This is a genomic window from Pararhodobacter oceanensis (genome assembly GCF_003076755.1).
Lineage (GTDB): Bacteria > Pseudomonadota > Alphaproteobacteria > Rhodobacterales > Rhodobacteraceae > Pararhodobacter > Pararhodobacter oceanensis.
Map to the genome: position 1 here is coordinate 370865 of NZ_QDKM01000001.1, position 26710 is coordinate 397574.

The 26710-nt window shown below is 63.5% G+C and carries 23 protein-coding genes; 11 read left to right on the forward strand and 12 right to left on the reverse strand.

What is annotated here, in order from left to right; genetic code table 11:
* From DDE20_RS01650 to DDE20_RS01660, 3 genes are read right to left on the reverse strand one after another with little or no spacing between them, the layout of a single operon-like run.
* A complete protein-coding gene (locus tag DDE20_RS01650; protein WP_116556698.1) occupies positions 1-1683 on the reverse strand; it encodes a monovalent cation/H+ antiporter subunit D in 1683 nt (560 codons plus the stop codon).
* Positions 1684-1693: 10 nt separating this feature from the next.
* Positions 1694-2041: a Na+/H+ antiporter subunit C gene (locus DDE20_RS01655; RefSeq protein WP_116556699.1), complete on the reverse strand. Its 348-nt coding sequence runs from the start codon at positions 2039-2041 to the stop codon at positions 1694-1696.
* Between the two features lies 1 nt (position 2042).
* Positions 2043-4883 carry a monovalent cation/H+ antiporter subunit A gene (locus DDE20_RS01660; protein ID WP_116556700.1) on the reverse strand — a complete coding sequence of 947 codons (2841 nt, stop codon included), beginning with the start codon at positions 4881-4883 and terminating at the stop codon, positions 2043-2045.
* Between the two features lie 316 nt (positions 4884-5199).
* Here DDE20_RS01660 and DDE20_RS01665 point away from each other — a divergent pair, with 316 nt between their 5' ends.
* The 5 genes from DDE20_RS01665 to DDE20_RS01685 are packed head-to-tail and all read left to right on the forward strand — an operon-like array spanning position 5200 to position 10331.
* Entirely contained in the window at positions 5200-5937 is a 738-nt protein-coding gene (locus DDE20_RS01665) for a lytic transglycosylase domain-containing protein (protein WP_165814391.1), read from the forward strand.
* 8 nt (positions 5938-5945) lie between these two features.
* The gene (gene flhA / locus DDE20_RS01670; protein WP_116556702.1) at positions 5946-8018 is read left to right on the forward strand and encodes a flagellar biosynthesis protein FlhA; all 2073 of its coding nucleotides are present in this window, start codon (positions 5946-5948) and stop codon (positions 8016-8018) included.
* The gene (locus DDE20_RS01675) at positions 8015-8809 is read left to right on the forward strand and encodes a flagellar biosynthetic protein FliR (RefSeq protein ID WP_240607805.1); all 795 of its coding nucleotides are present in this window, start codon (positions 8015-8017) and stop codon (positions 8807-8809) included. The genes flhA and DDE20_RS01675 overlap by 4 nt, the downstream gene beginning before the upstream one ends.
* Complete coding sequence (locus DDE20_RS01680; RefSeq protein ID WP_116556703.1) at positions 8806-9954, forward strand: EscU/YscU/HrcU family type III secretion system export apparatus switch protein; 1149 nt, start codon at positions 8806-8808, stop codon at positions 9952-9954. The genes DDE20_RS01675 and DDE20_RS01680 overlap by 4 nt, the downstream gene beginning before the upstream one ends.
* A complete protein-coding gene (locus DDE20_RS01685; protein WP_133240313.1) occupies positions 9951-10331 on the forward strand; it encodes a hypothetical protein in 381 nt (126 codons plus the stop codon). The genes DDE20_RS01680 and DDE20_RS01685 overlap by 4 nt, the downstream gene beginning before the upstream one ends.
* 48 nt (positions 10332-10379) lie before the next feature.
* Here DDE20_RS01685 and DDE20_RS01690 read toward each other — a convergent pair whose 3' ends face one another.
* The 3 genes from DDE20_RS01690 to argE all read right to left on the reverse strand — a co-directional run bounded on the left by DDE20_RS01690 (position 10380) and on the right by argE (position 14049).
* Complete coding sequence (locus tag DDE20_RS01690) at positions 10380-11540, reverse strand: M20 aminoacylase family protein (protein ID WP_116556705.1); 1161 nt, start codon at positions 11538-11540, stop codon at positions 10380-10382.
* Between the two features lie 30 nt (positions 11541-11570).
* Positions 11571-12740 (reverse strand): M20 aminoacylase family protein, encoded by a 1170-nt coding sequence (locus tag DDE20_RS01695; protein WP_116556706.1) that lies wholly within the window; start codon positions 12738-12740, stop codon positions 11571-11573.
* Between the two features lie 121 nt (positions 12741-12861).
* Positions 12862-14049: an acetylornithine deacetylase gene (argE, locus tag DDE20_RS01700; RefSeq protein WP_116556707.1), complete on the reverse strand. Its 1188-nt coding sequence runs from the start codon at positions 14047-14049 to the stop codon at positions 12862-12864.
* Between the two features lie 296 nt (positions 14050-14345).
* Between argE and DDE20_RS01705 the strand changes: the two genes are divergently transcribed.
* From DDE20_RS01705 to DDE20_RS01725, 5 genes are all read left to right on the forward strand, one after another.
* Complete coding sequence (locus DDE20_RS01705; RefSeq protein ID WP_116556708.1) at positions 14346-15341, forward strand: ABC transporter ATP-binding protein; 996 nt, start codon at positions 14346-14348, stop codon at positions 15339-15341.
* Positions 15338-16378 (forward strand): ABC transporter ATP-binding protein, encoded by a 1041-nt coding sequence (locus DDE20_RS01710; RefSeq protein WP_116556709.1) that lies wholly within the window; start codon positions 15338-15340, stop codon positions 16376-16378. Before DDE20_RS01705 ends, DDE20_RS01710 begins: the two co-directional genes overlap by 4 nt.
* Before the next feature lie 53 nt (positions 16379-16431).
* Positions 16432-18138: a peptide ABC transporter substrate-binding protein gene (locus tag DDE20_RS01715; RefSeq protein WP_116556710.1), complete on the forward strand. Its 1707-nt coding sequence runs from the start codon at positions 16432-16434 to the stop codon at positions 18136-18138.
* 77 nt (positions 18139-18215) lie between these two features.
* A complete protein-coding gene (locus DDE20_RS01720; RefSeq protein WP_116556711.1) occupies positions 18216-19226 on the forward strand; it encodes an ABC transporter permease in 1011 nt (336 codons plus the stop codon).
* Positions 19219-20121, forward strand: a complete 903-nt coding sequence (locus DDE20_RS01725) for an ABC transporter permease (RefSeq protein WP_116556712.1) — start codon at positions 19219-19221, stop codon at positions 20119-20121. Before DDE20_RS01720 ends, DDE20_RS01725 begins: the two co-directional genes overlap by 8 nt.
* A 237-nt stretch (positions 20122-20358) precedes the next feature.
* Here the strand turns inward: DDE20_RS01725 and DDE20_RS01730 are convergent, their stop codons facing one another.
* From DDE20_RS01730 to DDE20_RS01745, 4 genes are all read right to left on the reverse strand, one after another.
* Positions 20359-20790: a protein tyrosine phosphatase family protein gene (locus DDE20_RS01730; protein ID WP_116556713.1), complete on the reverse strand. Its 432-nt coding sequence runs from the start codon at positions 20788-20790 to the stop codon at positions 20359-20361.
* Between the two features lie 22 nt (positions 20791-20812).
* Complete coding sequence (locus tag DDE20_RS01735; RefSeq protein ID WP_205961599.1) at positions 20813-21253, reverse strand: DUF6691 family protein; 441 nt, start codon at positions 21251-21253, stop codon at positions 20813-20815.
* A gap of 1 nt (position 21254) precedes the next feature.
* Positions 21255-21683 carry a YeeE/YedE family protein gene (locus DDE20_RS01740; RefSeq protein ID WP_116556714.1) on the reverse strand — a complete coding sequence of 143 codons (429 nt, stop codon included), beginning with the start codon at positions 21681-21683 and terminating at the stop codon, positions 21255-21257.
* Between the two features lie 69 nt (positions 21684-21752).
* Positions 21753-22616: an MBL fold metallo-hydrolase gene (locus DDE20_RS01745; RefSeq protein ID WP_116556715.1), complete on the reverse strand. Its 864-nt coding sequence runs from the start codon at positions 22614-22616 to the stop codon at positions 21753-21755.
* A 206-nt stretch (positions 22617-22822) separates the two neighbouring features.
* Here DDE20_RS01745 and DDE20_RS01750 point away from each other — a divergent pair, with 206 nt between their 5' ends.
* Positions 22823-24631 carry an enoyl-CoA hydratase-related protein gene (locus DDE20_RS01750; RefSeq protein ID WP_116556716.1) on the forward strand — a complete coding sequence of 603 codons (1809 nt, stop codon included), beginning with the start codon at positions 22823-22825 and terminating at the stop codon, positions 24629-24631.
* A gap of 44 nt (positions 24632-24675) precedes the next feature.
* Here DDE20_RS01750 and DDE20_RS01755 read toward each other — a convergent pair whose 3' ends face one another.
* Together DDE20_RS01755 and DDE20_RS01760 are read right to left on the reverse strand one after the other, a co-directional pair.
* Positions 24676-25149: a DNA polymerase III subunit chi gene (locus tag DDE20_RS01755; RefSeq protein WP_116556717.1), complete on the reverse strand. Its 474-nt coding sequence runs from the start codon at positions 25147-25149 to the stop codon at positions 24676-24678.
* Positions 25150-25153: 4 nt separating this feature from the next.
* Entirely contained in the window at positions 25154-26605 is a 1452-nt protein-coding gene (locus tag DDE20_RS01760) for a leucyl aminopeptidase (RefSeq protein WP_116556718.1), read from the reverse strand.
* Positions 26606-26710 lie beyond the last annotated feature (105 nt).

Sequence of the window (26710 nt, forward strand, 5' to 3'; positions counted from 1 at the left end):
TCAGTGACCCTCCTGCGTGGTGGCTGGCGTTTCGGCGTCGTGATCCGGGCCGTGATCCTCGGCCTCATGGCCTGCATCGTCGCCATGCTCTGTGTCATCACCATGGTCTGCGGCATGTCCGGCCATGGCCTCGGCATCGGCGGCCAGTCGTGCGGCGCGCGCTTCCGGCGTGCCGAGGACCGCGAGAATATAGCTCTGCGGCGCGAACAATTGCGCCGAGGTCGCCATAGTATAGCGCGTCACCGGCCCCGACAGAACGGTCAGCGCCACAATCAGCGCCAAAACCATGCCCAAAACCGCCCTGCCCCATGGCGAGGCGGCTCCGGCCTCGGCTTCATAGGGTTCGGGCGCGGGGGCGCTGGCATCTTCGGGCTTCCAGAACAGGGTGGAACCGGCGCGCGAGAAGCCGACCAGCGCGATCAGCGAGGTGCCAAGCACCACGGCAAAGCCCCAGACCCACCAATCCTCGGCCAAGAAGGCCTTGAGCATCAAGAGCTTGCCAACAAACCCCGAGAGCGGCGGCAGACCGGCCATGGCAATCGCCGCGACAAAGAACATCGCCGCCAACAGCCCTGCCCCCGGCATCGGGGCTTGATCGCGCAGCGCCGAATGCCCGCGCCGAGCGCGCAACTGGTCAACAATGAGGAACAGCGCCGCTGCGGCCAAGGTGGAATGGATCAGGTAATAGAGCGCCGCGGCTACCCCTGCCTCGGAGAAGGTCGAGACCGCCAGAAACAGCGTGCCCATCGAGCCGATCACCGAGAAGGACACCACCCGCGCCAGCGTTCGCCCGCCGAGAATGCCGATGATGCCCACCGCGACGGTGATCAGCGAGGCCGGCAGCAAGACATCGCGGATCAGCCCGTCGATCCCCGGCAGCGTGTCGGGAAAGATCAGCGTGTAGACGCGGATCACCGAATAGGCGCCAACCTTGGTCATCACCGCGAACAGCGCCGAGACCGGTGCGGGCGCCAAAGCGTAGGTGTTGGGCAGCCAGAAATGCATCGGCAAAAGCGCGCCCTTGAGCACGAAGACCAGTAAAAGCAGCGCCGCCGTCACCCGCATCAGCGCCATATCACCCTCGGGCAATTGCTGCGCGCGCTCGGCCAAATCGGCCATATTCAGCGAGCCAAAAACCGCATAAAGCGTGCCGAGGGCAAAGAGAAACAGCGTCGATCCGGCGAGGTTATACATCACATATTGCACGCCGCCGCGCAGCCGCATGCGCCCGCCGCCATGGGTCATCAACCCGTAAGAGGCGATCAGCAGGATCTCGAAGAACACAAACAGGTTGAAGATATCGCCAGTCAGCATCGCGCCGAACAGCCCCATCAACTGGAACTGGTAGAGCGCGTGGAAATTGCGCCCGCGCTGGTCCCAGCCGGTGGCCACCGCATAGGCCAGCACCGCCAGCCCCAGCACTGCCGTCACCGTGACCATCAGCGCCGACAGCCGGTCGAGCACCAAGACGATGCCGAAGGGTGCCTGCCAGCTGCCCAGCTCATAGGACTCGACATTGCCCGAGGCCGCCGACACCAACAGCGCCACGGTCACCGCGACCAGCGCGATACTTGAGGCCAGCCCCGCCACGCGCTGCGAGATCACGTCATAGCGCATGGTCATCACGATCAACGCGCCGATCACAGCCGGAATGACGACCGGAGCAACAATCCAATGTTCCATCATCGCCCCCTTAGCGTCCGGCGTCGGGCATTTCGCCCGGTTTTTGAATGTCGATCCGGTCGGTGCCCGCGTTGAGGAATGATCCCAGCGCAAGGATCACCACCAGCGAGGTCATCCCGAAGGAAATCACAATCGCAGTCAGCACCAGCGCCTGCGGCAGCGGATCGGTGATCGCCTCGGCGGCGCCCAGAACCGGCTGCGCGCCGCTCATCAAACGGCCCGAGGCAAAGATGAACACATTCACCGCATAGGTCAGCAGCGACAGGCCCAGAACCACCGGAAAGGTGCGCAGTCTGAGCAGCAGATAGACGCCGGTTGCGGTCAAAATGCCGATGGCAAGAGCGACAAGCAGCTCCATGTCAGCGCTCCCCTTCTGTGTTGAGAGTTTCCGCCGAGGGATCGACATCCATCGCGGTCAGATTGACCCCTTGTCCGGCGCGGCGGCCAATCCGGCTTAGGCTGGCCAGCGCCAGCAGCACCGCACCGACCACGGTCAGGAACACGCCCAGATCGAAGGCCACGGCGCTGGTCAGATGGATCTCCTCCAGCGGCCAGATGGTGATATAGGTGCCGGTCGAACTCAGGAAGTTCCAGCCCAGCACAAGGCTGGCGACGCCGGTCATCACCGCGATCATGATGCCCGAGGCGATGATCTCATGATAGTCAAACCGCTGCCGCGCCTGCGTCCAGGCAAAGCCCGAGGCCATATATTGCGTGAGCAGCGCAATCGCCACCACCAGACCGGCGATGAAGCCGCCGCCCGGCAGATTATGCCCGCGCAGGAAGATATAGACGCCCACGGTCAGCGCAATCGGCAGCGCCACGCGGGTGGCAACGACCATCATCAAGGGGTGCCGGTCATAGGCTTGCGGCATATCGGGCACCCAGTTCATCAACCGCCGCGAGGCCGCGCCGTTCAGGATCACCTCGACCAGCGCATAGATCACCAAAGCGGCGATCCCCAGCACGATGATCTCGCCCATCGTGTCAAAGCCGCGGAAATCGACAAGAATCACATTGACCACATTGTTGCCGCCACCGCCGATATAGGAGTTGGCGACATGGTATTCCGAGATCGACGGCAGGCTCATGTCGCGGGTGAGGATCGCATAGGCCAGCGCGGCGACGCCGCCCCCCGCCGCCAGAGCGATCACCCCGTCCCGCAGCCGCGCCAGACCGCCCGATTCAATCGGCGTTTCCTTGGGCATATAGTTCAGCGCCAAAAGCAGCAGGATCACCGTTACCACCTCGACGGTCAACTGCGTCAGCGCCAGATCGGCGGCGGAGAACTGCACAAAGCTCATCGAGACCACCAACCCGACGATCGAGATCACGATCAGCGAGACAAAGCGCTTGCGGTGGACAAGGATCAAGCCGATGCAGGCAACCACCAGCAGCACGAAAAAGATCAACTCGACCAAGGTGATCGGCAGCAATTCGCGGGTGCCCGCGCTATGGGTGCCGCCGGTGAAGGCCCAAGCGCCGTAAGCCACGACCACCACGGTGAACACCGCCAGATAGCGCGAGATTTTCCCGTCATGCAGTGAATCGGTGATCCGGTTGGCGGCGCGGGCCGCAGCCTCGACAATCGCGTCGAAAATCGCCTTCGCCTCGGGCCGTGGGGCATTGTCCCAAAGCGGCGCCAGACTGCGTTGCAGCGCAAGGAACACGAGGCCCCCCGCCACCGCGATCGCCGACATATAGAGCGCCGGCGTCAGCCCGTGCCAGAGCGCCAGATGCACATGCGGATGCCCGCCGGTGACCGCGCCCGCGACCACCTCGACAAAGGGGCCGACCATCTGCTGCGGGAACAGGCCGATCAGCACCACCAATACCGCCAGAAACGCCGGTGCCGCCCACATGCCAAAGCCCGGATCATGCGGCTTCATCGGGTAGTCGTTGCGCACCGGCCCCATGAAGGTATGCACCACAAAGCGGAACGAATAGGCCACCGAGAACACCGCGCCCAGGGTGGCGACGACAGCAAACAGCGTGCTGGTATCCCACGCGGCCTCAAGCATCATCTCTTTTGACAGGAAGCCGTTAAAGAAGGGTATCCCCGCCATCGACAGCGCGCCGATTGTGCCAATGGTGAAGGTCACCGGCATCAATTTGCGCAAACCGCCGAGCAAGCGGATATTGCGGGTGCCCGCCTCATGATCGACGATCCCTGCGATCATGAACAGCGCCGCTTTGAAGGTGGCATGGTTAATGATGTGGAACACCGCCGCCTTCGCCGCGTATTCCGTGCCCATGCCCAAAAGCATGGTGATCAGGCCCAGATGGCTGACCGTAGAAAACGCCAAAAGCGCCTTGAGGTCGTCCTTGAACAGCGCAATCACCGCGCCCAGCACCATGGTGATCAGACCGGCGCCTGCGACCAGCCAGAACCACTCGGGCGTGCCCGAGAGCACCGGCCAGAGCCGCGCCATCAGGAAGAGCCCCGCCTTAACCATGGTCGCCGAGTGCAGATAGGCCGAGACCGGCGTCGGCGCGGCCATCGCGTGGGGCAACCAGAAGTGGAACGGGAATTGCGCGGATTTGGTGAAGGCACCGAGCAGGATCAACACCAGCGCCGGCACATAGAGATCATGCGCGCGGATCGCCTCGCCTTGGGTCAGGATCACGCTGATATCATAGCTGCCCGCGATCTGGCCAAGGATCAGCATCCCCCCGATCATCGCCAAGCCGCCCATGCCGGTCACCGCCAGCGCCATACGCGCGCCTTGGCGGCCTTCGGGCAGATGCTTCCAATAGCCGATCAGCAGGAAGGACGAGAGCGAGGTCAGCTCCCAAAACACCAGCAAAAGCAGGATGTTATCCGACAGAACAATGCCCACCATCGCGCCCTGGAAGAGCAGCAGATAGGTGTAGAAATTGCCCATCGGGTCGTCTTTGGACAGGTAGAACCGCGCGTAGATGATGATCAACAGGCCAATGCCGAGGATCATCAGCGCGAAGAGAAACCCCAGCCCGTCGAGCATGAAATTGACGTTCAGCCCCAGCGCGGGCAGCCATGCGTAATGTTCGGTCAGCGTCTCGCCAGCCATCACCGCGGGGGCGTTAAGCAGCAATCCGGCCAGCGCCAATCCGGTGATCGACAGGGTGACCATGGCACAGGCATTGCGGCCCGAACGGATCATCAAACCAGGCAAAAGCGCGCCCAAAAATGGTAGCGCCGCGATCAAGGCAAGGGACATAGGGGTTCCATTGTCTGAGGGCGGCCCGGTGGGGCGCCGTTATCCATCCCGGCGCGAACGCAGGCGTCCGCGCGACGTGGCACTATTTAGCAGCGCTCGTTGATAAGGGAAACCGGTGATTTTGCGCCTATGGCCGGACAGTTGCAGGTATCTTTGGCGGGCGCGCCCCGCTGCCGCCCTGCCCCGCCCGAGGTTTGATGGAATATGCATCAGTTCGCGTTAAAAAACATCGCTTTGCAGGGTTAATGCGCGGCGGCGTCAACGCTTCGTCAACCTTCTTGCGCCTAGGATGGCGCTGGAATGGGGAACGGATGCGATGAAGAACTCTCGCGCGCGCAGGCTCCGGCATCCGGCATTTATGCTGGCACTGTGCCTGTGCTCATTGGCAACGCCGGTTTTGGCGCGGCCCGAACTTTGCGAAGCCGCCGCGGCGCAGGCGGCGCGCGAATCCGGTGTGCCAGTCGATGTTTTGCAGGCGATTGCGCTCACCGAGACCGGCCGCAATGCGGGTGGGCGGCTGCGGCCCTGGCCCTGGGCGGCGAATACCGAAGGCCGCGGTCATTGGTTTGCCAGCCGCGAGGAGGTGGCGCGCTATGCCCGCGAGACATTGGCGCGGGGTCAAAGCAGCATTGATCTGGGTTGTTTCCAGATCAACTGGCGCTGGCATGGCGAGAATTTTGCCGCGCCCGAATCCCTGCTCGATCCGCTGACTGCCGCCCGCTATGCCGCCGCCTATCTATCTGATCTAAGGATAGAATTTGGCAGTTGGGAGGGGGCGGCAGGCGCTTATCACTCGCGCACCCCGCATCTGGCCCATCGCTACCGCTCGCGCTTTCGGCAGATGCTGGCGCGGCTCGCCCCCTCTTCGCGTCCGGCTCTAGCCGCCGCGCAAACACCGCGCCCTGCACACACTTCTCGGCACGTGCAAACCTCACGCCCCGCGCAATCCGCGCGTGCCGCCTCCCAGTCACGCCCCTACCCGCTGTTTTCCGGCGTCGCGCAAGGCGCCTCTTTGGTGCCCGCGACCCTGCCCACCGCTGCCCCTTTATTTTAGGTCTCCCCATGAGTTTTTCGCTCGAGCGCATCTTTCAACCGACAATTCTGCTGGCGCTGGCGCTGATGGCGGTGATCGTGATGATGATCCTGCCGGTGCCGCCTTGGGCACTCGACATCGGGCTTGCCGCCTCTTTCGCGCTGGCGATTCTGATGTTCACACTGACCCTCTTCATCGAGAGGCCCTTGGATTTCTCAATCTTTCCAACGGTCTTGCTGGCCTCGCTGATGCTGCGGCTATCGCTGAACGTCTCGAGCACAAGATTGATCATCGGCGAAGGCCACACCGGCCCGCAGGCCGCCGGCACGGTGATCCAAGGCTTCGCCAGTTTCATCATGGGCGGCAATGTCTTTCTGGGCATCGTGGTGTTCTGCGTGCTGTTGATTGTGAATTTCATCGTCATCACCAAGGGCGCCGGACGGATGGCCGAGGTCGGCGCGCGCTTTGCCCTCGACGGTATGCCGGGCAAGCAGATGGCGATCGACAGCGATATGTCGGCGGGCGCGATTAACCATATCGAAGCGCGCGAACGCCGCGAGCGCGAGCAGGCGGAGACCACGTTTTTCGGCTCGCTCGACGGGGCGTCGAAATTCGTCAAGGGCGATGCGGTCGCGGGGCTGTTGATCACCGTGCTCAACATCGTGGTCGGCCTGCTGATGGGCACTTTGGTGCATGGCATGGCGATCGGTGAAGCCTTTGAAACCTATGCCATTCTCACCGTCGGCGACGGGTTGGTCAGCCAGATCCCCGCGGTGGTGATCTCGATTGCCGCGGCCTTGTTGCTGGCACGGGGCGGCGCACAGGGGGCGACGGATTCCACGCTTTTCGCGCAGCTGGGTAAACACCCTACCGCGCTGTTAACCGTGGCGCTTTTGATGGGGCTGTTCGCGCTGGTGCCCGGCCTGCCCTTTATCCCCTTCGTCTTGGGCGCGGGGCTGTTGGGCACGGCCGCATGGTATGCCAAACGCATGCAGGACCGCGCGCCGGTTGAGGATATCCCCGTCGCCGATCTGCCGCGCACCTCGCTGGGTGATGTGCTCGATCTTGACGAAATCCATGTCACTTTCGCCCCCGATCTGGTGCCGATGGTGCTGGATCCCGCCACCGGATTGGACGCGCGGATCATGAATATGCGCAACCATGTGGCGCGCAATTTCGGGCTGATCCTGCCGGAAATCCGGCTTACCGATGACCCGTCACTGGCCCCCGGCGAGTATCAGATCCTGATCCAGGGCGTCGAACAGGGGCGAGACAAGCTGATCCCCGACCGGAGGCTGGCGCTATTGCCCGATGACCGCGCGCTGGCGCCCGCGGGGATCGATGTGAAAGAACCGGTCTATGCGGCGCCGGCGCGCTGGATCACCGCCGCTGATGAGGAACAGGCCGCGCTCGGCGGATTGACCGTGGTTGGCCCCGCCGAAGTGCTGGCGACGCATCTTCTCGAGGTGCTCAAATCGAATTTCGCGCGGCTTTTGTCGCTGCGCGGTCTGCGGCGGATGCTGGACGAGATGGGCAACCTGTCGGATGAGCGCCGCTCGGAGGCCAACCGCCGGTTGATCGACGAATTGATCCCCGACAAAGTGCCAATCGACACGCTGCTGGCGGTGCTCAGGCTGCTGCTGGATGAGCGGGTGTCGGTGCGCAATATGCCCTTGATCCTTGAATCCATTGCCGAATTGCGCGTGCAACAACTGCCGCCCGAATTTGTCTGTGAGCATGTGCGGCAAAGGCTCGGGTTCCAACTGGTGGCCGGACTAAAACGCCCCGATGGCTCGCTGCCCTTGGTGCAATTGGCGCCGGAATGGGAGGATGTGTTCACCCGCTACCAGATCGAGGGCGAGCGCGGCAGCAGTGACATCGCCCTGCCGCCCGAGGATTTTGGTAAATTGGCTAACACTCTGGCCGAAACTTTCTCGGGTCTCTCGGAAGAAGGCACCCATGCGGCGCTGGTCACATCGACGCGGCGGCGGCGGTTTCTGCGCACGGTGATGGCCGCGCGCAATGTCGCGGCGCCAGTGCTGGCGTTCGAGGAAATCGGCATGGAGGCGCGGCCCGCCTTGGTCGGACAGGTCGCGGCATGACCCCCAGTCTCACCGCCGATCTGTCGCAATTGCTGGCCGAGGGTCAGGCGTGGATGGTGCATTACGGGCTGGTTTTCGCGCGGATCGGGGCGTTTTTCACCCTGCTGCCGGTGTTTGGCGAGCGGGTGGTGCCGGCGCGTGTGCGGCTGATATCGGCGCTGGCGATGACGGTGATTGTCGCGCCCGCGCTGGCCGGTCAGGTGCCGCCGGTGCCCGACACTCTGATCCGTGCGGCGCTGTTTATCGGCGCGGAAACGCTGGTCGGGTTGACCCTTGCAATTGGCTTGCGCCTCTTGGTGATGGTCTTGCAGATGGCGGGCACGATGGCGGCGCAGGCGACGTCTTTGTCGCAGGCCTTTGGCGGCGCGGGCATTGACCCGCAACCGGCGTTCTCGCAGGTTCTGGTGATGGCAGGGCTGGCGGTGATTGTGGTCTCGGGCCTGCCCGAACGATTGGCGGCGCTTTTGGTGCTGTCCTATGAGATTTTCCCATCGGGTCAATGGCTTGACGCCTCGTCGCTGGCGCAATGGGGGGTGTCGCGGGTGGCCCATGCCTTCGGTCTGGCCTTCACGCTGGCGGCGCCTTTTGTCATCGGATCGGGGCTATATAACCTCGCGCTCGGGGCAATCAACCGTGCCATGCCACAGCTGATGGTCGCCTTTGTCGGGGCGCCGGCGCTGACCTTTGGCGGGCTGTTCCTGATGCTGATTTCAGCACCCTTGATGATCTCGATCTGGCTGTCGACCTTTGCCGCAATGTCGGCCGACCCTGCGCTGATGATCGTGCCATGAGCGGACAGGACGACGATACAGAACGCCCGTATGAGGCCACCCCGCGCAAGCTGGACGAGGCGCGCAAACGCGGTGAAATCCCGAAAACCTCGGATTTGACGGCGGCCGCGGCGGCGGTGGGGCTGTTGGCGTTAACCTTATTGCCCGGTGGCTGGACACCGGTGAAACTGGGCGAAATCGGTCAGGGATTGCTGGCCCGCGCCGATATGGTCGGACCGGCGCTCTTGGGCGGCGGCACCAGCACCGGCGGCACGATATTGGCGCAGATCGGTCTGGCGATGGCGCCGATCGCGCTGCTGCCGGGGGCTTTGGCGCTGATCTTGCTGTTCGCGCTGCGCGGTCTGGTTTTTGCGCCGCAAAAGCTGGAGCCGAAACTGTCGCGGATCTCGCCGCTGTCGAATGCCAAGAATAAATTCGGCCCCACCGGATTGATGGAATTCGCCAAAAGCACCGTCAAATTAATCATTTACGGGATGATCCTCTGGGCATTTCTGGCCGCGCGCATGCCTGAACTTCTGGCCGCGCAGGCGCAAAGCTCAGGCCCGGTGGCGGCGCTGTTGCTGCGGATGATGGCCGAGTTTCTGGCGATTGTGGTGCTGGTGATGATTGTCATCGGCACGCTGGATCATTTTTGGCAGGTCTATGACCATAACCGGCGCCAAAGGATGAGCCATCAGGAGCTGCGCGAGGATCATAAACAGGCCGAGGGCGATCCGCATATGAAGCAGCAACGCCGCGCGCGGGCGCAGGAAATCGCCACCAACAAGATGTTAACCGATGTCCCGCAGGCCGCGGTGGTGATCGTCAACCCGACCCATTACGCGGTGGCGCTGAAATGGGCGCCGGGCAGCGCGCAGGCGCCGGTCTGTGTGGCCAAAGGCGCCGATGAGATCGCCGCGCGCATCCGCGAGGTGGCGCAAGAGGCGACGGTGCCGATCCACTCGGACCCGCCGACCGCGCGGGCGCTGTTTGCCACCACCGAGATCGGCGCCGAGATTTCGCCGGATCACTATCAGGCCGTCGCCGCCGCGATCCGCTTTGCCGAGGCGATGCGCCAGCGCGCACGCAAGCGGCACGGCGGGTCTGGGAATGGCGGGTCGGGGAATAATGGGCCGATGCCGGGCGGACCGGGGGCCCCGCGATGAAGGACCCCATGGCATTGGCGCGGTTGCAGGCGATTGCGGCGTTGAAGAAAGACGCGGAACTGGCGCGGCTGGCCGAGGTGGCGCAGTCGCGCAACCGGCTCAAGGCGTCGCTGGACGCCCTGCGCCGGACCGAAGCGCCGTTGGACGGCAGCGAGAGCGGCGGGCAGCCGGTTGATCCGGCGATGGTCGGCGCGCGGCTGGCGCATCTGCGTTGGGTCGAGGCGCAGCAGCGGCTGTTGAACCAGAAACTCGCCATGGTGACCGCCGATTACCTGCGCCAGAAACCCACCGCCGCGCGCGCCTTTGGTCGCGCCACGGTGCTTGAGCAATTGGTCGAACGGCAGGCCGAAGACCTGCGCCGTCGGGGCCGCAAATGAGTGCCGCGCCAATCGCGGCGCGGCCTCTGTGATCGCAGCGACTGGACGTCAGGCCGGCATACGCATCTCGGCGATCCCCGCCCACCAGCTACAGCCCGCCGGGATCGCGTTATCGTCGAAATCATACTCGGGGTGATGGACCATTGCGGTGTCGCCATTGCCGACCAGAATATAGGCGCCGGGGCGTTCCTCGAGCATAAAGGCGAAATCCTCACCGCCCATAATCAAGGGCGCGGTGGCGCAATCGCCGGAGATTTTCGTCGCCACTTGCGCGGCAAATTCGGTCTGCTCGGTGGAATTCACCATCACCGGATAGCCCTTGCGGTAGCTGACATCGGCCTTGGCGCCGAAAGCCTCCGCGATGCCGGCCGCGATGCCTTTGATCCGCACCTCGGCCATCTCGCGGGTCTCTTTGTCCATTGTGCGCACGGTGCCGCGCAGGGTGACATTCTGCGGGATCACGTTGAACGCCTCGGATTCGGTGCGAAATGACGTCACCGAGACCACCAGATTTTTCACCGGATCATGGTTGCGGCTGGCCACGGTTTGCAGGGCGGTGACCATTTGTGCGGCAACTACGGTGGTGTCGATCGCCTCATGCGGTTTCGCGGCATGGCCACCAAGCCCAACCACGGTGATCTCGAATTGGTCGGTGGCGGCGAAGAACGCGCCGTCGCGGATGGCGAATTGGCCCAGCGGGATGCCCGGCATATTGTGCATGCCGTAGACCTCTTGGATGCCCCAACGCTCCATCAGCCCGTCGTCGCACATTTCCTTGCCGCCGCCGCCGCCCTCTTCGGCGGGTTGGAAGATCACCACCACGGTGCCGTCGAAATTGCGCGTCTCGGAGAGATATTTCGCCGCCCCCAAGAGCATCGCGGTATGCCCGTCATGGCCGCAGGCGTGCATCTTGCCGGGGGTTTTCGAGGCATGGGCGGCGCCGGTGGCCTCATAGATCGGCAGCGCATCCATATCGGCACGCAGCCCGATCACTTTGCCCGAGGTGGTAGAGCGCCCCTTGATCACGCCGACCACACCGGTGCGGCCAATGCCCTCGGTGATCTCGTCGACGCCGAACTCACGCAGCCTCTCGGCCACAATGCCCGCCGTGCGATGGGTGTCGAACAGCAGTTCGGGGTTCTCATGGAAATCGCGCCGCCAAGCGGTGATTTCGGGCAGCATTTCGGAAAAACGGTTCTTGATTGGCATCGGTCGGTCCCCCTTTGAGGAATGATGTGATCAGGCGGTCAGCGGCATGCGGCGTTCGGCCAGCGTCACGAACCAGCTGCAGCCTGCGGGAATGGCGTTATCGTCGAATTCATAGGCCGGATGGTGGCACATCGGGGTGTCGCCATTGCCCATGAAGATATAGGCGCCGGGCCGCGCTTCGAGCATAAAGGCGAAATCTTCGGCGGGCATCACCGGTTTGACGTCGCGGATCACCGAACCGGCGACCTCTTCGGCGCAATCGGCGGCAAAAGCGGTTTGCTCGGGGTGGTTGACGGTCACCGGATAGCCGCGTTGGTAATCGACCACGGCGGTGCCGCCGTAGGCCTGCGCGGTCAAGGGCACCAGCGCCTCGATCCGCTCTTGCGCCAGATTGCGCAGATCGGGGTCCAGCGTGCGCACCGTGCCCTTCATCACCACCTCATGGGCGATGACATTCGAGGCCACGGAATCGGTGTGGAAGGCGCCGACGGTGACCACGACATTGCCCAACGGGTCGATATTGCGGGCGACGATGGACTGCAGCGCGACGACGATATGGCTGGCCACCAACGTGGTGTCGACGGTTTCATGCGGCATCGCGGCATGGCCGCCCTTGCCGGTGACGGTGATCTCGAATTCATCCGCCGAAGCCAAAAGCGCGCCTTCGCGGATGGCGAATTGGCCGACCTCGAAGCCGGGCATATTGTGCAGCCCGTAGACCTCTTGCACGCCCCAGCGGTCCATCAACCCGTCGTCAACCATCGCCTTGCCACCGGCGCCGCCCTCTTCGGCGGGCTGGAAGGCGAGCACCACGGTGCCGTCAAAATTGCGCGTTTCGGCCAGATATTGCGCCGCACCCAGCAAGATTGCGGTGTGCCCGTCATGGCCGCAGGCGTGCATCTTACCCGGGGTTTTCGAGGCATAGTCAACGCCCGACGCCTCATGGATCGGCAGCGCATCCAAATCGGCGCGGAAGGCCAAAACCTTGCCCGAGCCGGTCTTGCGCCCGTGGATCACCCCGACAACGCCGGAAATCCCGATGCCCGGCACCACCTCATCGCAGCCAAAGGCGGTGAGCTTGTCGGCGACAATCTTGCTGGTGCGCGGCAGGTCATACATCAACTCGGGGTTTTCATGCAGATCCCGACGCCATGCGGTGATTTCCGGGTGCATTTCGGCGAGACGGTTGCGAACAGGCATCAAGGCCTCCTTGGGGTTGGGTGGCGCTAAAGTGGCGCGGAAATCGGGCTCGGGCAAGGGCAATCGCGGATGGTAATTGCCCTGCCGATTGTGATGCCCATTGCCATGTCCGAGACCCGCGCTAGGCCGGTTGCGGCGCGCACAACTCGTCGATCAGCCGCTCCATAAACGCCTGCCCCGCGGCGAATTGCTCGAGGGTGAGGAACTCATCGGGCTGATGCGCCTGCGCGATATCGCCGGGGCCGCAGACCACGGCGGAATAGCCGCGCACCTGAAATTGCCCACCCTCGGTGCCATAGCTGACCACATGCGAGGCGTTGTCTCCGGTCAACCGCCGGGTCAAAGCCTCGGCGGCGCCGTCACTCTCGGGGCTGAGCGGGGGGACGCCGAAGACCTCAACCGCGTCAATGCGGGTCTCGGGGCGGATCGCCTGCATGCCGGCCTCGATCTCGCGGATTTTCGCGGTGATCTTGTCGCGCCACTGGGTGTCGCCGGGCACCGCGCGGGTGGAGAGGACGAATTCGCAGTCCTTGGCGGTGATATTATGCGCGGTTCCGCCGGAGATTTTACCGATATGCAGGGTCGAGAACGGCGGATCGAAGGGCGCGGCCAGTTCCGAGGGCGTGGCGGCGGCATTGGCGGCGTTTTGCTCATTGGCCCATTGGATCAACCGGCCCGCCTCCATGATCGCGCTGACGCCGTAGGGCTGCAGTGAGGAATGCACCTCAAACCCATGAATATGCACAGCAAAACCGAGCCCACCCTTATGGCCGGTGACCACTTTCATCATCGAAGGCTCGCCGACAATCACCGTATCGCCGCGCGGCATATCCGAGGCGATCATCGCTTCGATCAGATCGGCGACGGCCATACAGCCAACCTCTTCGTCAAAGGACAGCGCCAGTTGCAAAGGCCGTTTGAGCGGTGCGTGTTTGGCCTTGACCAGCGCCCAGATCGCCAGCGCGTCAAACCCCTTCATATCGCAGGTGCCGCGACCGAACAGTTTGCCGTCTTTCTCGGTTAACGCCCAGGGATCGGTGGTCCATGCCTGCCCCTCGACCGGCACCACATCGGTATGCCCCGAGAGCACCACCGCACCGGCGATCTGCGGCCCGACATGGGCATAAAGATGCGCTTTGGTGCCGCACACCGAGGGCACCCGCTGCACGGTGATGCCATGCGTGGCCAGATAGCCCTCGACCCAATCGACAAGCGGCAGATTGGTGTCGCTGCTGACCGTGGGAAAGGCGATCAACCTTTCAAGTATGGCGCGCGGCGCAAGCTCCGGCCCGTGAGTATCCACCGTCATGGTAATCCCTTATTATTCCCGCCGGTTAGCGCTCCGGCCCTGTGGTTTTTCCTGTGGTTTTCTGGCGCCATCCTCTGCGCGCGACCCTGTCTGCGTCAAGGCCCGAGATGCGCTTCAGTTACCCCCCGAGCCGGGCGTCAGGCAGCGCATCCTAGCCGGGCGCGTCTTATTTTATTACACTAATTCAGCTTTCTAGCCGCCTATATTTGTCTTGCTTGGTGAGACAATCCTTGCCAGTCTGAGTGTTAACACCCGATTCAAAAAAGAAATCGGGAAGAATAACGTGGGAGGTCTACATGCCCGACGGGGCCGCACCGGTTCTTGATGTCCAAAACCTCAAGACGGTTTTTCGCGTGCGCGGTGGCGAAGTCCATGCCGTGAACTCGGTCAGTTTCGACCTTCGGCCCGGTGAGTTGCTGGGCGTCGTCGGCGAGTCCGGTTCGGGCAAATCGGTGACGATGATGTCGCTTCTGGGCCTCCTGCCCTCACCCCCTGCCGAGGTGCGTGAGGGCACGGTGATGCTGGGTGATCGCAACCTATTGACCATGGGCGCCGAGGACATGCGCAATGTGCGCGGCGGCGAAGTGGGGTTTGTGTTTCAAGACCCGATGACCTCGCTCAATCCGGTGTTCAACGTCGGTTTCCAGATCATGGAGCCGCTGCGCGTCCATATGGGGCTGACGCGGCGCAAGGCGCGGGACCGTGCGGTGGAACTCCTTGAAATCGTGGGCATTCCCGATGCGCGGCGGCGGCTCAAGGATTATCCGCACCAGTTTTCCGGCGGTATGCGGCAACGGGTGATGATCGCGATTGCGCTGGCCTGTGATCCGAAGGTGTTGATCGCCGACGAGCCAACCACAGCGCTGGATGTGACCATTCAGGCGCAGATACTGGAGTTGGTGAAGGACCTGCGGCAGAAACTCGGCATGGCGATCATCTGGATCACCCATGATCTGGGGGTGATTGCGGGCATCGCCGACCGTGTGCTGGTGATGTATGGCGGACAGGTGGCCGAACAGGGGCCGGTGCGCGAGTTATTCGCCAATCCGGCGCATCCCTATACCCGCGCTTTGCTGCAAACCATGCCCAAGCTGCACGGCACCCGCGACGACAAGCTGCGGGTGATTGAGGGCCAGCCGCCGATGCTGGGCGCGCATCCCACCGCCTGCCCGTTTCGCGACCGTTGCCCGCATGCGATGGAAATCTGCGCGCGTGAAAACCCGCAGCGCCGCCCCTTGGGGGGTAACCATGATGTCGCCTGCCACTGGGACCATCGGGAGGCCGCGCTATGAAGGATATTCCTGCCCCCAGCTCGGCCCCTAATCCGGCGCCAGATACCGCCCGTAAACTGGTCGAAGTGCGCGACCTAAAAATGCATTTCCCGATCTACGGCGGCATCCTGCGTCGCCAGATCGGCGCGGTGAAGGCGGTCGACGGGGTGTCCTTTGACATCTTTGAGGGCGAAACCCTTGGCATTGTGGGCGAATCCGGTTGCGGGAAATCCACCTGCGGGCGGGCGGTGCTACGGCTCTATGAGGCGACGGCGGGCTCGATCACCATTGACGGCACCGATATCGCCACGCTCTCGCAAGAGGCTTTGCGCAAGCGGCGGCCTGCGATGCAGATGGTGTTTCAAGACCCGCAAGCCAGCCTCAATCCGCGGATGACCGTGGCGGGGATCATTGGCGAGCCGCTCGATGAACACACCAACTGGAACCGCGCCAAAAAGCTGGAGCGGATCTATGAGTTGATGGATGCGGTCGGGCTTAACCGCGATTTTGCCAATCGCTACCCGCATGCCTTCTCGGGCGGGCAGCGGCAGCGTATCGGGATTGCCCGCGCGCTCGCGTTGAACCCCAAGTTCATCGTCTGCGACGAGCCGATTGCGGCGCTCGATGTGTCGATCCAAGCGCAGGTGGTGAACCTGCTGGAGGAGCTGCAAGAGCAATTCGGCCTGACCTATATGTTCATCAGCCACGACCTGAGCATGGTGCGCCATATCGCCGACCGGGTGGCGGTGATGTATCTGGGCGTGATTGTCGAACTGGCGCCGGTGCAGGACCTCTACGACCATCCGCAGCACCCCTATACCGAGGCGCTCTTGTCCGCCGTGCCCGAACCCGATCCTTCGGCGGAGGTGCGCAAGGACCGGATTGTGCTGAGGGGTGACGTGCCCTCGCCCTCGAACCCGCCCAAAGGCTGCAACTTCTGCACCCGTTGCCCCAAGGTGATGGACATTTGCCGCGAGATCGCACCAGAGACGCTGGAGGTCCGCCCCGGCCATTTCGCTGCCTGTCACTTGCATACCCACGACCAGACCGCGGGCTAAACCACGGCGAACGACGCATGATAACCAACCCACGACCAACATGGAGAGGATATATGAAACAAAGGTTTACTTTGATCGGGGCCGCGACAGCGCTGGCGCTCTTGCCGGTTTCGGCAATGGCCGAGCGTGGCGACAGCGGCCATCTGAATGTGATCTACTGGCAGGCGCCGTCGATCATGAACCCCTATCTGTCAGGCGGCACCAAGGATGTGGACGCGTCCAACATCGTGATCGAGCCGCTGGCACGCTATAATCCGCGCGGTGAGTTGGTCGCTTGGCTGGCCGAAGAGATCCCGACAGTGGAAAACGGCGGCGTGGCCGAAGACCTGATGTCGATCACCTGGCGTCTGCGCGAGGGGCTGTTGTGGTCCGATGGCACGCCGGTGACCTCGACCGATGTGGCGTTCACCGCGGAATACTGCATGCACCCCGAAGGCGGCTGCGCCCAGTTGCGCCAGTTCAACGGTGTGGAAAGCGTCGAAGTGGTCGATGATCTGACCGTGACGGTGCATTTTGACGAGGCCACGCCGGTGCCTTACGGCCCCTTTGTGACCGGTTTCGCGCCGATCATTCAGGCCGCGCAATTCGCCGATTGCCTTGGCGCCCGCGCACCTGAATGCACCGAGGCCAACTTCTATCCGATCGGCACTGGCGCCTTTCGCGTCACCGATTTCCGGCCCAATGACGTAATCCAGTTCGAGGCCAACCCGAACTACCGCGATCCGGCATTGCCGCATTTCGCCACGCTGACCCTGAAGGGCGGCGGCGACGCGGCCTCGGCCGGTCGTGCGGTGATGGAAACCGGCGAGATGGATTACGCTTGGAACCTGCAGCTTGCGCCCGATGTCATCGCGACGATGGCGCAGGGTGGTCAGGGCGTGCCGATTTCGGCCTTTGGCACTTTGGTTGAGCGGATCGAAGTCAACTTGACCGACCCCTCGCCCGATCTGCCGCCCGAGACGCGCTCGACCCGCGAGGCACCGCATCCGATCCTCTCGGATATCCGCGTGCGCGAGGCGCTGAGCCGCGCCATCGACCGCGAATTGCTGGTCGAAATCGGTTACGGTGTCGCCGGTCTGCCCGGCTGTAACCTCGTGCCATCGCCGCCCGCCTTCGCGTCGGACACCAACGCCGATTGCGTGACGCAGGATATGGACCGTGCGCGCGAGTTGTTGGATGAGGCCGGTTGGGAAGTCGGCGGCGACGGTATCCGCGTCAAGGATGGCCAGCGTCTGGTGCTGGATTACCAGACCTCAACCAATGCTGTGCGTCAGGATTTCCAGGCGCTGATCCAGCAGTGGTGGCGCGAGATCGGCGTTGAAGCCAATCTGCGCAATATCAACGCTTCGGTGTTCTTTGGCGGTGATCCGGGGTCGCCCGACACCTTCCAGAAGTTCTATGCCGACGTCGAGATGTATGCCAACAACTTCTCGGGCACCGATCCGGCGGCCTATCTGGGTCAGTATCTCTGCGGCAATGAGCCCCGCCCCGATACCCAGTGGCAGGGCGAGAATATCAACCGCTACTGTGACCCCGCCTATGACGCCCTGCACGACGAGTTGGGCCGCACCGCCAATACCGAGGACCGCGCCCGTATCGCGCGCGAACTCAACGACATGCTGGTGCGCAGCTACACGATCATCCCGCTGGTCTCGCGCGGTCGCGTCTCGGCGCGCTCTGTCACGCTTGAGGGCGTTGATCTGAACGTCTGGGACAGCGAAACCTCGGGCATCGCCGAATGGCGCCGCGCCTCGAACTGATCCTGTGATCCCCTCCTTGCCCCGCCGTCGCGCGGGGCAAGGCCTCCCGCTTCGAACGCTGAACAAAGGCGCCTTTCATGTTCACTTACACGCTGAGACGATTGCTGCTGGCGATCCCGACGCTTTTGTTCATCGCTCTGGCTATTTTTCTGTTGCTCGAGCTTTCACCCGGCGATCCGATGGCCGATATGCCGCTAACCATTCCGCCCGAAGTGCGCGAGCAGATGCGCCTTGCGCTGGGGCTTGGCGAGGCGTGGTATATCCGCTTTGGCAAATGGCTCTATATGTTCTCGGTGGTGGAACCCAGCCATGTGCTGGCCAATATGACCGGCATTGAAAGCCTCGCGGTTGAGGGGCAGCGGATTATTTCCTTTCAGTCACGCTCGCCGGTGGCGGATATCATCGCGCAGCGCCTGCCGCAGACACTCTGGGTGGTCGGGCTGTCCTATATCCTCGGCATCCTGATCGCGGTGCCGATCGGGGTTTATTCGGCCTATAGGCAATATAGCTGGTTCGACCAATTGGGCGCCTTTGTCTCGATGGTTGGCTTCTCGCTGCCGACCTTCTTCACCGGCCCGCTGCTGATCCTGATCTTCTCGATCTGGCTTGGCTGGTTCCCGATCATCTATGACACCACGCTGGTGGTCGACAGTTGGCACAATCTGGGCCTGCAAATCCGCCAGATGGCGATGCCGGTGTTTGTGCTGACGCTTTATAACGCGGCGCAGATCAACCGCTTTATGCGCGCCTCGATGCTGGACAATTTCACCCAAGACTATGTGCGCACCGCCCGCGCCAAGGGCATGACCGAGCGCGTCGTGGTGCTGGTGCATGTGCTGCGCAACTCGATGATTCCGGTGGTGACGGTGATCGCGCTTGGCATTCCGACGATCTTCACCGGCGCGATCATCACCGAGCAGATTTTCCGCGTCAACGGCCTCGGGCAGCTGTTGATCATCGCGATCTACGCCTCGGACCTGCCGATGGTGCTGACCCTGTCGATGGTGTTTGCCATTCTGATCGTCGGTTTCAACCTGATCGCCGATCTGATGTATGCCCTGCTTGATCCGAGGATCCGCTATGACTGATATCGCCACCGCCCGCCCGCCGCGCAATCAATGGTGGGATGTCTGGGACCAGTTCAAGACCCATAAAGGCGCGCTGGTCGGGATGATCGTGTTCCTGTTCATCGTGTTTTTCTGCTTTGTCGGCCCCTATATCTGGCCCTATAGCGCCACCTATATCGACATCCGCTCGCGCAATCAGGGGTTCAGCTTTGCCCATCCGATGGGCACCGATCAACTGGGCCGCGATATCTTTGCGCGGATGATGAAGGGCGGTCAGGTGTCGCTGGCGGTGGGTATCGTGGCGATGGTGCTCTCGGTGTTTCTGGGCACGATGATCGGGGTTTTGGCGGGGTATTTCCGCCGCGTGGACGGGCTGCTCATGCGGCTGACCGATCTGTTTCTGGCGCTGCCCTTGCTGCCTTTGCTCTTGGTGATGTCGATGCTGTTTCGCCAGCCTTTGGCCTCGATTTTCGGGGTCGAGACGGGGATTTTCCTGCTGATCGTCACCGCGATTGCCGTGACCTCTTGGATGCGCACCGCACGGGTGGTGCGCGGGGATGTGCTGGCCTTGAAAGAGCGTGAATATGTGCTGGCCGCGCGCTCGATCGGCACGCCGCCACGGCGGCTGATCCTGCGCCATATCCTGCCCAATGTGCTGTCGCCGGTGATGGTTTCGGCCACATTAATGTTGGCCACGGCAATCATTACCGAAAGCGCGCTGTCCTTCCTCGGTATGGGCTTTCCGCCGGACTTCCCGACATGGGGGCGGCTGGTGGCTGACGGGATCGACTATATGCAGCAATACCCCTCGCGGGCGATGCTACCGGGCATCTTCATCTCGCTGACCGTGCTCAGCGTGAACTACATCGGAGACGGGTTGCGCGACGCGCTCGATCCACGCATTCGCGGGCGGTAAGTAATGTTAAAACCGTCTGGCCCGTGGGCACCACGGGCCGCGCCCGACCCTCCCCCCGGGAGGGCGCCTTGGCGCTGTCGGGTGCGATTTGAACACGATTACGGCTTTTGAGCGCAGCGCCTTGTGGAGAGCTTGCGAGCGCCCACCCAGGGTCGGGCGCGGCCCTTGGCGCATGAGACAAAAGACAGAAAAAGGGGGCCAGTGGCCCCCTTCCCCATTCATAATACACTAAAGCGATCACTCGGCTTTCTGCGCCAATCCCTCGATCAAATCGCGGAACTGGCCGATCTGATAGCCATAGGCCGCGCCCGCCTCGATCAGCGCATCGGTCGGCAGACGCCCCGCCATTGCCAGCGCCCAGACAATCGACGAGCGGTTGCCCGAGGCGCAATAGGCCAGCACCTTGCGCTCGGTGCCATCCATGGCCGCGCGCTGCGCTTCGACATTCTCGGTGGTCAGCGCGCCGCCAACCACCGGATTGACCACAAACCCCATGCCTGCCGCTTCAACCAGCGGACGCAGGGTCTCGGCGGCGAGTTCCGGCGGGATCTCGCCATCAGGGCGGTTGCAAATCACCATGGCGTAGCCGGCATCGGCAATCGCCTGAATATCCTCGGGCTGGATCTGCGGCGAGACGGCATAGGTTTCGGTGAGCGGGCGAATGTCCATATTGGGCTCCTGCGGGTTTCGCTTAGCTGAGTGCAGACGACATGAGGGTCAAACGGCTCCGCACCAGTGGTGCCACATACATACCCGTCAACATCGCCAACATGAAGAGCAGACCGCCGCTGCCGCCCCAAGTAATCGAGGCCATCGCCGGACCGGGGCAGAGGCCGACCAGCCCCCAACCGGCACCAAAGAGCACCGAGCCGATCACCAGATTACGGTCGATCTCGGAGCCGGGGCTGGCGGGGATAGCCGTGCCCAAGACCGCGCGCGCGCGGCGGTTGGCGATCTGCCAGGCGAAGATCATCGGCAGGATCGCGCCGCCCATAACGAAGGCCAGCGTTGGGTCCCAAGCGCCGAAAATATCCAGCCAGCCCTGCACTTTGACCGTGTCGGTCATGCCCGAGATCAGCAGTCCGGCGCCAAACAGGCCCCCGGCGATGGATGCGGTGAAGATGCGCAACATATTAGATTACCTCAAGAAAATGCCGGAAGACGATGACCGCAAGGCCGCCCGCCATCAGATAGAAGACCGTCGCGCCAATGCCGCGCAGCGAGAGCCGCGAGATCCCGCAGACCCCGTGCCCCGAGGTGCAGCCATTGGCCAAACGTGTGCCGACCCCGACCAACAGCCCCGCCGCGATGATCGCCGCGATATTGCCGGTGATATGGGTGTCGGGCGCCTCGCTCAGAAACGGGCGCATCAGCAAGGGCACCAGCACGAGACCGGCCAGAAACGCCGCGCGCTCGGCCCATGTTGACCAGCCGCTGCGGTCCACCAGCCCGCCAATAATCCCCGAGGCGCCCATCACGCGCCCGTTGACCAAGAGGTAAAACGCGGCTGCGCTCCCTATCGTCAACCCGCCGATAAGGCCCCAAATCCAATCCAATGGCATGATATATCCTATGTATTGCGCGCGGCACTTTGGCCGATCGCGCGGTCAAATCCTCACCCGTTGACGCGCTTACAGCCCGTCAACCGGCACTTTCAGATAGGTTTTTCCGTTGTCCTCGGCCGGAGGCATCTGCCCGCCGCGCATATTCACCTGCAGCGAGGGGATGATCAGCCGCGGCATTGCCAGCGTGGAATCGCGTTCCTCGCGCATGGCGATGAAATCCTCCGCCGGTTTGCCCGCGCCGACATGGACGTTGAAGGCTTTTTGCTCGGCCACGGTGGTTTCCCAAGCGAACTCCTCACGCCCCGGCGCCTTGTAGTCATGGCCGACAAACACGCGGGTCTCGTCGGGCAGCGCCAGAATCCGCTGGATCGACTGATAGAGCATCTCGGCCGAGCCGCCGGGAAAATCGCAGCGCGCGGTGCCGAAATCGGGCATAAACATCGTGTCGCCAACAAAGGCCGCATCGCCGATCACATAGGTCAGACAGGCGGGCGTATGGCCCGGCGTATGCATCACATCGCCGCGCAATTGGCCGATGTGGAAACTGTCGCCCTCGCCGAACAGCCGGTCAAACTGCGAGCCGTCGCGCTGGAACTCGGTGCCCTCGTTGAAGACCTTGCCGAAGGTGTCCTGCACCTCGGTGATCTTCTGGCCGATGCCGATTTTGCCGCCGGTTTTTTCTTGGATATAGGGTGCGGCCGAGAGGTGGTCGGCATGGACATGGCTTTCCAGCAGCCATTCGACCTCAAAGCCTTTTTCCTGAATGAATTCAATCACCACATCCGCAGACCGCGTATCCGTGCGCCCCGATGCATAGTCGAAATCCAGAACCGAATCGACCACCGCGCATTTCGCGCTGGAGGGGTCGCGCACGACATAGGTGATGGTGTTTGTGGCCTCATCAAAAAAGCCAAATACCTCGGGTTTCATTGATGTATCCTTTCTTGCGTTATGGCGAATATAGTCGTCCAAATTCATATTGCAAGTTTTGAATGTGATATTTTTCAAGGCGCCCTGGCATGGCAACCAGCGGCTGGTCGGCGGCGCCGGCAGCCACAGCCGATTGCGTGTCACAGCAGCGTTGCAAAACCGCGGCGCTATGCGTCTAATACGCGGATGTTAGGCATGAAACAGACGTGACAGCGCTTTCGCCCCCGCCCCCTGCCGGCCCGTTGCGCGGTGCCGATGCCGCGCCGCAATTCGTCCAGCGGCGCACGCAAGAGGGTGTTGCGGTGCTGACCATGGCGGGGCCAGATGGCAACCGGCTGGGACCGGAGTTGATCGCGGCACTGGCGCGCGCCTTTTCGGCGGCATGGCAGGATGACGGGGTGCGCGCCGTGGTCTTGACCGCGCGCGGGCCGGATTTCTGCGCCGGAGCTTTCGCCGATCTGCCGCCGCCCAGCCCCGACCCGCCGCAGGTCCCCGAGGGGATCGCCGCGCTTGCCGATCTCTGCGCAAAGATCGCGGCCAGCCCCAAACCCTTGGTCTGCGCGCTGCACGGGCGGGTGACGTCGGGCGGGTTGGCGCTGGCGCTGGCGGCGCAGGCTCTGGTCGGCGATGCGCGCGCGACCATGCATTTCCCCGAACCGCGCCTTGGCCGCCTGCCGCCGGGTGGTGGTGCGCTGCGGCTGGCGTGGCGGTTGGGGGCCGAGGCGGCGCTACATCTGCTTAATGCACCGGCGCCGTTGTCGGTCGAAGATCCGGCGATCGCGCCACTCAGCCACCTCGCCCCGCGCGAGGGGCTCTTGCCCGCGGCGCAGGCATTTGCGCTGCATCTTGCGCGCCATCGCGAGGATATTCCCGCGCCCTACGCCGGGCTAGAAGATGCGCCCGCCTACCGTGCCGCATTGCGGGTGGCGCGGGCCGGTACGCCGCGCGCGTTACCGGCGCACCGGCAGCATGAAAGCGCGCTACTGGATGTTTTGGAAGCCGCGCAATTACTGCCGCCGGATCAAGCGCTTGGCTTTGATCTGGTCCATACGCAGGACGCTGCGCTGACGCCTTCGGCACGGGCCTATGCGCATCTGTCGCAAGCGACACGGCGGGCGCTGGTCACGCCGGAATCGCGGGCCACCAATATGCTCTCTGCGCGCAATTCGCCGCTGCTGGCCGCGCTGACGCCCGCGCTGGCCGCGCAATTGGTGCCGGGTTTGCTGCGCGACGGGGTCGAGGTGACGCTGATTGACCAATCCCGCGATGCGCTGGCCGAAACGCTGGAAGCGGTGGCGCAGGAGCATCTGGCGATGGTGCGCGACGGGCGGATGACGCAGGCCGCCTCCGAGCAGGATTGGCAGCGTTTATCCGGTCGGCTCAGCCTTGATCCGGCGCATCCTCCGGCGCTGGCGCTGGCCTCAACCGCGCATCTGGCGTGGCTGGGCGCGGGTCTGCCCGAGGGGGTCGAGATGGTGCATTGGCTCGAGGATGGTGCGGCGCCGCAGCAAGCGGTCAGCCTGCGCCCCGCCCCCGCCCGCCGTGCGCGGCTTTGCGAGATCATCGTGCAAGAGGCAGCGCCGGCGCTATCGGTGCAGCGGGCCAGCCGCCTCGCGATGCGGTTGAAGCTGACGCCCCTACGGATGTTCGAGAGATCAGCCTTGGCGCAATTGCGCGCGGCTGCGGCGCGTGCCGAGCAGGAGATACAGACGGCGGGCGCAGAACCGCCGCTCCCGCCCGAACGGATGGCATTGCTGGCCACGATCAACACCGGCGCGCGGCTGCTGCGCGAGGGGGTCAGCCTGCGCCCCTCGGATATAGATCTGACCATGGTGCTGGGGGCTGGCTGGCCGCAATGGCGCGGCGGGCCGATGGCCGAGGGCGATATGATCGGGATGCTGGTGCTGCGCCATGAATTGCGCCGCGCCGCCGCGTGGAATGCGGAACTCTGGACGCCGGATGCGCTGTTTGAGGAGTTGATCCAGCGCGGCAAGAGGTTCTCGGATCTGAATTGAAGGTAGCGCTGCAAGTCACTGAAATCTGATGTAGACATTAAACGTCAGACTTTTGGATGCACGGCCTTGCGTTCCCATTTCCCGCTCTCGCGGCTCCAGTATTCGGCAGCGACGCCCGCGCCGGTCAACGCGCGCCATTGCGCCCGCGCGCGCACCACCGCATCGGTATCGGTGCCATCAAATACGATGCAGAGGCGCTCGATCTCTTGCGCCTCGGCGGCGCTGACCCCGGCCCCGTCCAAGGCGATCAGACATCCCGGCGCATTGGGCAGATTGGTTGCGGGCGCGTCATCCCAGACCAAGAGCGCGGGCTGTTCGGCGTCATGCGGGCCACCGGCCAATCCGTGCGGCAGAAACCCCTCGCCCATCCACAACTGCCGGTCCACGCCCTGCATCCGCGCCTCGCTGGTGCCGCGCACCGCGACCTTGAGGCCGATCTCCAGCGACTTGCCGATCAGCACCGGCAAGAGCCCCTCAAGCGGCGTGTTGGTCAGATGGTAAAATCGCGCGACTGCCATCGGCTCAGGCTTCGAACCGGTCGCGCACCAGACGGTCAAGCGCCCGCACACCCCAGCCGCTGGGGCCTTTGGGTGACATCTCGGTCTCGCCCACCGGCTGCGACACGCCCGCAATGTCGATATGCGCCCAAGCCACACCGGGTTTGACAAACCGCTGCAGGAATTGCGCCGCGGTGATCGCCCCTGCGGCACGCCCGCCGGTGTTTTTCATATCGGCAACGCGGGTTTTGATCAGCGCGTCATAGGAAGGTGCCAAAGGCATCCGCCATGCGCCCTCGTCCTCATTGGCGCAGGCCGCGAGCAGGTCATTGCACAGTGCATCGTCATTCGAAAACACCCCCGCCTTGTCATGGCCGAGCGCAATCAGCATCGCGCCGGTCAGCGTGGCCAGATCGATCATCGCGTTCGGTTCAAAGCGGGTCTGCGCATACCACATGATATCGGCGAGCACCAAACGCCCCTCGGCATCGGTGTTGATCACTTCGATGGTGTCGCCCTTCATCGAGGTCACCACATCCCCCGGACGCTGCGCGCGCCCGTCGGGCATATTCTCGACAAGTCCAACGATGCCAACGACATGCGCCTTGGCTTTACGCGCGGCCAGTGCGCGCATTGTGCCTGCGACGACACCCGCGCCGCCCATATCGCCGACCATTTCCTCCATCCCCGCCGCGGGTTTGATCGAGATGCCACCGGTGTCAAAGACCACGCCCTTGCCGATCAATGCCAAGGGCGCGCCTTCGGCCCCCGCCCAGCGCATCACCGCGACTTTCGACGGGCTTTCCGAGCCCTGCCCAACCGCCAAAAGCGCGCGCATGCCCAGCGCCTCGAGGTCGGTTTCCTCAAGGATTTCAACCTCCAGCCCCAGATCCCGCATCGCGTCGATCCGCGCGGCAAATTCGCTGGTGGTCAGGATATTCGCCGGTTCATTGACCAGATCGCGGGTGAAATGCACCGCTTCGGCGCGGGTCAGACTGTCGGCACATCCGGCGCGGGCGGCCTCGGGATCGGTGACCGCGACAGTGACCGCGCCGAGGGGCTTTTTCTCACTGGTGTTCAGCGTCCAGCGGTAGGCGCGCAGGGCCAAGCCCTCGAGCAGTTGCGGCAGATGCGCCACCGAGCGCGCGGCGATCACCGCGCCCTGTGAGCCGAGGCTGCGCGCGATGCGGGCACCGGCCTTGCGCGCCAGATCCTCGGCGGCATCACGCGGCAGACGCACCAGCAAGAGCATCTCGGCGCTGAGACCGGCGGGAAACGCCAGTTCCAGCGCCTCACCGGGTTTGACGTCGGTCCAGGTCTCGCTGGCCATGGCCCGCGCAATCGCCCCCTGACAGCTTTGGTCCACGCGGCGCGCGTCCCCGTCCGGCTCGGCATCGGCAAACACCACCAGGCAGCCGCTGTGACCGGTCAGGTCGTTAAGCTCCGAGGTCGCGAAATCCACAGGGATCATTGTCATTCTAGCCGTCTCCACGCCGTGATCTGATATTTGCGCGAACCCTAGCCCGATAGGCGCTTTTTGACCAGTGGCCGCCAGCCGTGCATTTGCGCCGCATTTGGCGGT

What these genes read in the sequence shown, in the direction of transcription:
- DDE20_RS01735 (WP_205961599.1), bottom strand. Translation starts at nt 21,253, where the DNA reads ATGTTGCGCATCTTCACCGCATCCATCGCCGGGGGCCTGTTTGGCGCC.
- DDE20_RS01745 (WP_116556715.1), bottom strand. Translation starts at nt 22,616, where the DNA reads ATGAAACCCGAGGTATTTGGCTTTTTTGATGAGGCCACAAACACCATC.
- DDE20_RS01665 (WP_165814391.1), top strand. Translation starts at nt 5,200, where the DNA reads ATGAAGAACTCTCGCGCGCGCAGGCTCCGGCATCCGGCATTTATGCTG.
- DDE20_RS01740 (WP_116556714.1), bottom strand. Translation starts at nt 21,683, where the DNA reads ATGCCATTGGATTGGATTTGGGGCCTTATCGGCGGGTTGACGATAGGG.
- DDE20_RS01690 (WP_116556705.1), bottom strand. Translation starts at nt 11,540, where the DNA reads ATGCCAATCAAGAACCGTTTTTCCGAAATGCTGCCCGAAATCACCGCT.
- DDE20_RS01760 (WP_116556718.1), bottom strand. Translation starts at nt 26,605, where the DNA reads ATGACAATGATCCCTGTGGATTTCGCGACCTCGGAGCTTAACGACCTG.
- DDE20_RS01695 (WP_116556706.1), bottom strand. Translation starts at nt 12,740, where the DNA reads ATGCCTGTTCGCAACCGTCTCGCCGAAATGCACCCGGAAATCACCGCA.
- DDE20_RS01715 (WP_116556710.1), top strand. Translation starts at nt 16,432, where the DNA reads ATGAAACAAAGGTTTACTTTGATCGGGGCCGCGACAGCGCTGGCGCTC.
- DDE20_RS01675 (WP_240607805.1), top strand. Translation starts at nt 8,015, where the DNA reads ATGACCCCCAGTCTCACCGCCGATCTGTCGCAATTGCTGGCCGAGGGT.
- DDE20_RS01705 (WP_116556708.1), top strand. Translation starts at nt 14,346, where the DNA reads ATGCCCGACGGGGCCGCACCGGTTCTTGATGTCCAAAACCTCAAGACG.
- argE (WP_116556707.1), bottom strand. Translation starts at nt 14,049, where the DNA reads ATGACGGTGGATACTCACGGGCCGGAGCTTGCGCCGCGCGCCATACTT.
- DDE20_RS01680 (WP_116556703.1), top strand. Translation starts at nt 8,806, where the DNA reads ATGAGCGGACAGGACGACGATACAGAACGCCCGTATGAGGCCACCCCG.
- DDE20_RS01655 (WP_116556699.1), bottom strand. Translation starts at nt 2,041, where the DNA reads ATGGAGCTGCTTGTCGCTCTTGCCATCGGCATTTTGACCGCAACCGGC.
- DDE20_RS01710 (WP_116556709.1), top strand. Translation starts at nt 15,338, where the DNA reads ATGAAGGATATTCCTGCCCCCAGCTCGGCCCCTAATCCGGCGCCAGAT.
- DDE20_RS01730 (WP_116556713.1), bottom strand. Translation starts at nt 20,790, where the DNA reads ATGGACATTCGCCCGCTCACCGAAACCTATGCCGTCTCGCCGCAGATC.
- DDE20_RS01720 (WP_116556711.1), top strand. Translation starts at nt 18,216, where the DNA reads ATGTTCACTTACACGCTGAGACGATTGCTGCTGGCGATCCCGACGCTT.
- DDE20_RS01650 (WP_116556698.1), bottom strand. Translation starts at nt 1,683, where the DNA reads ATGGAACATTGGATTGTTGCTCCGGTCGTCATTCCGGCTGTGATCGGC.
- DDE20_RS01725 (WP_116556712.1), top strand. Translation starts at nt 19,219, where the DNA reads ATGACTGATATCGCCACCGCCCGCCCGCCGCGCAATCAATGGTGGGAT.
- DDE20_RS01660 (WP_116556700.1), bottom strand. Translation starts at nt 4,883, where the DNA reads ATGTCCCTTGCCTTGATCGCGGCGCTACCATTTTTGGGCGCGCTTTTG.
- DDE20_RS01685 (WP_133240313.1), top strand. Translation starts at nt 9,951, where the DNA reads ATGAAGGACCCCATGGCATTGGCGCGGTTGCAGGCGATTGCGGCGTTG.
- flhA (WP_116556702.1), top strand. Translation starts at nt 5,946, where the DNA reads ATGAGTTTTTCGCTCGAGCGCATCTTTCAACCGACAATTCTGCTGGCG.
- DDE20_RS01755 (WP_116556717.1), bottom strand. Translation starts at nt 25,149, where the DNA reads ATGGCAGTCGCGCGATTTTACCATCTGACCAACACGCCGCTTGAGGGG.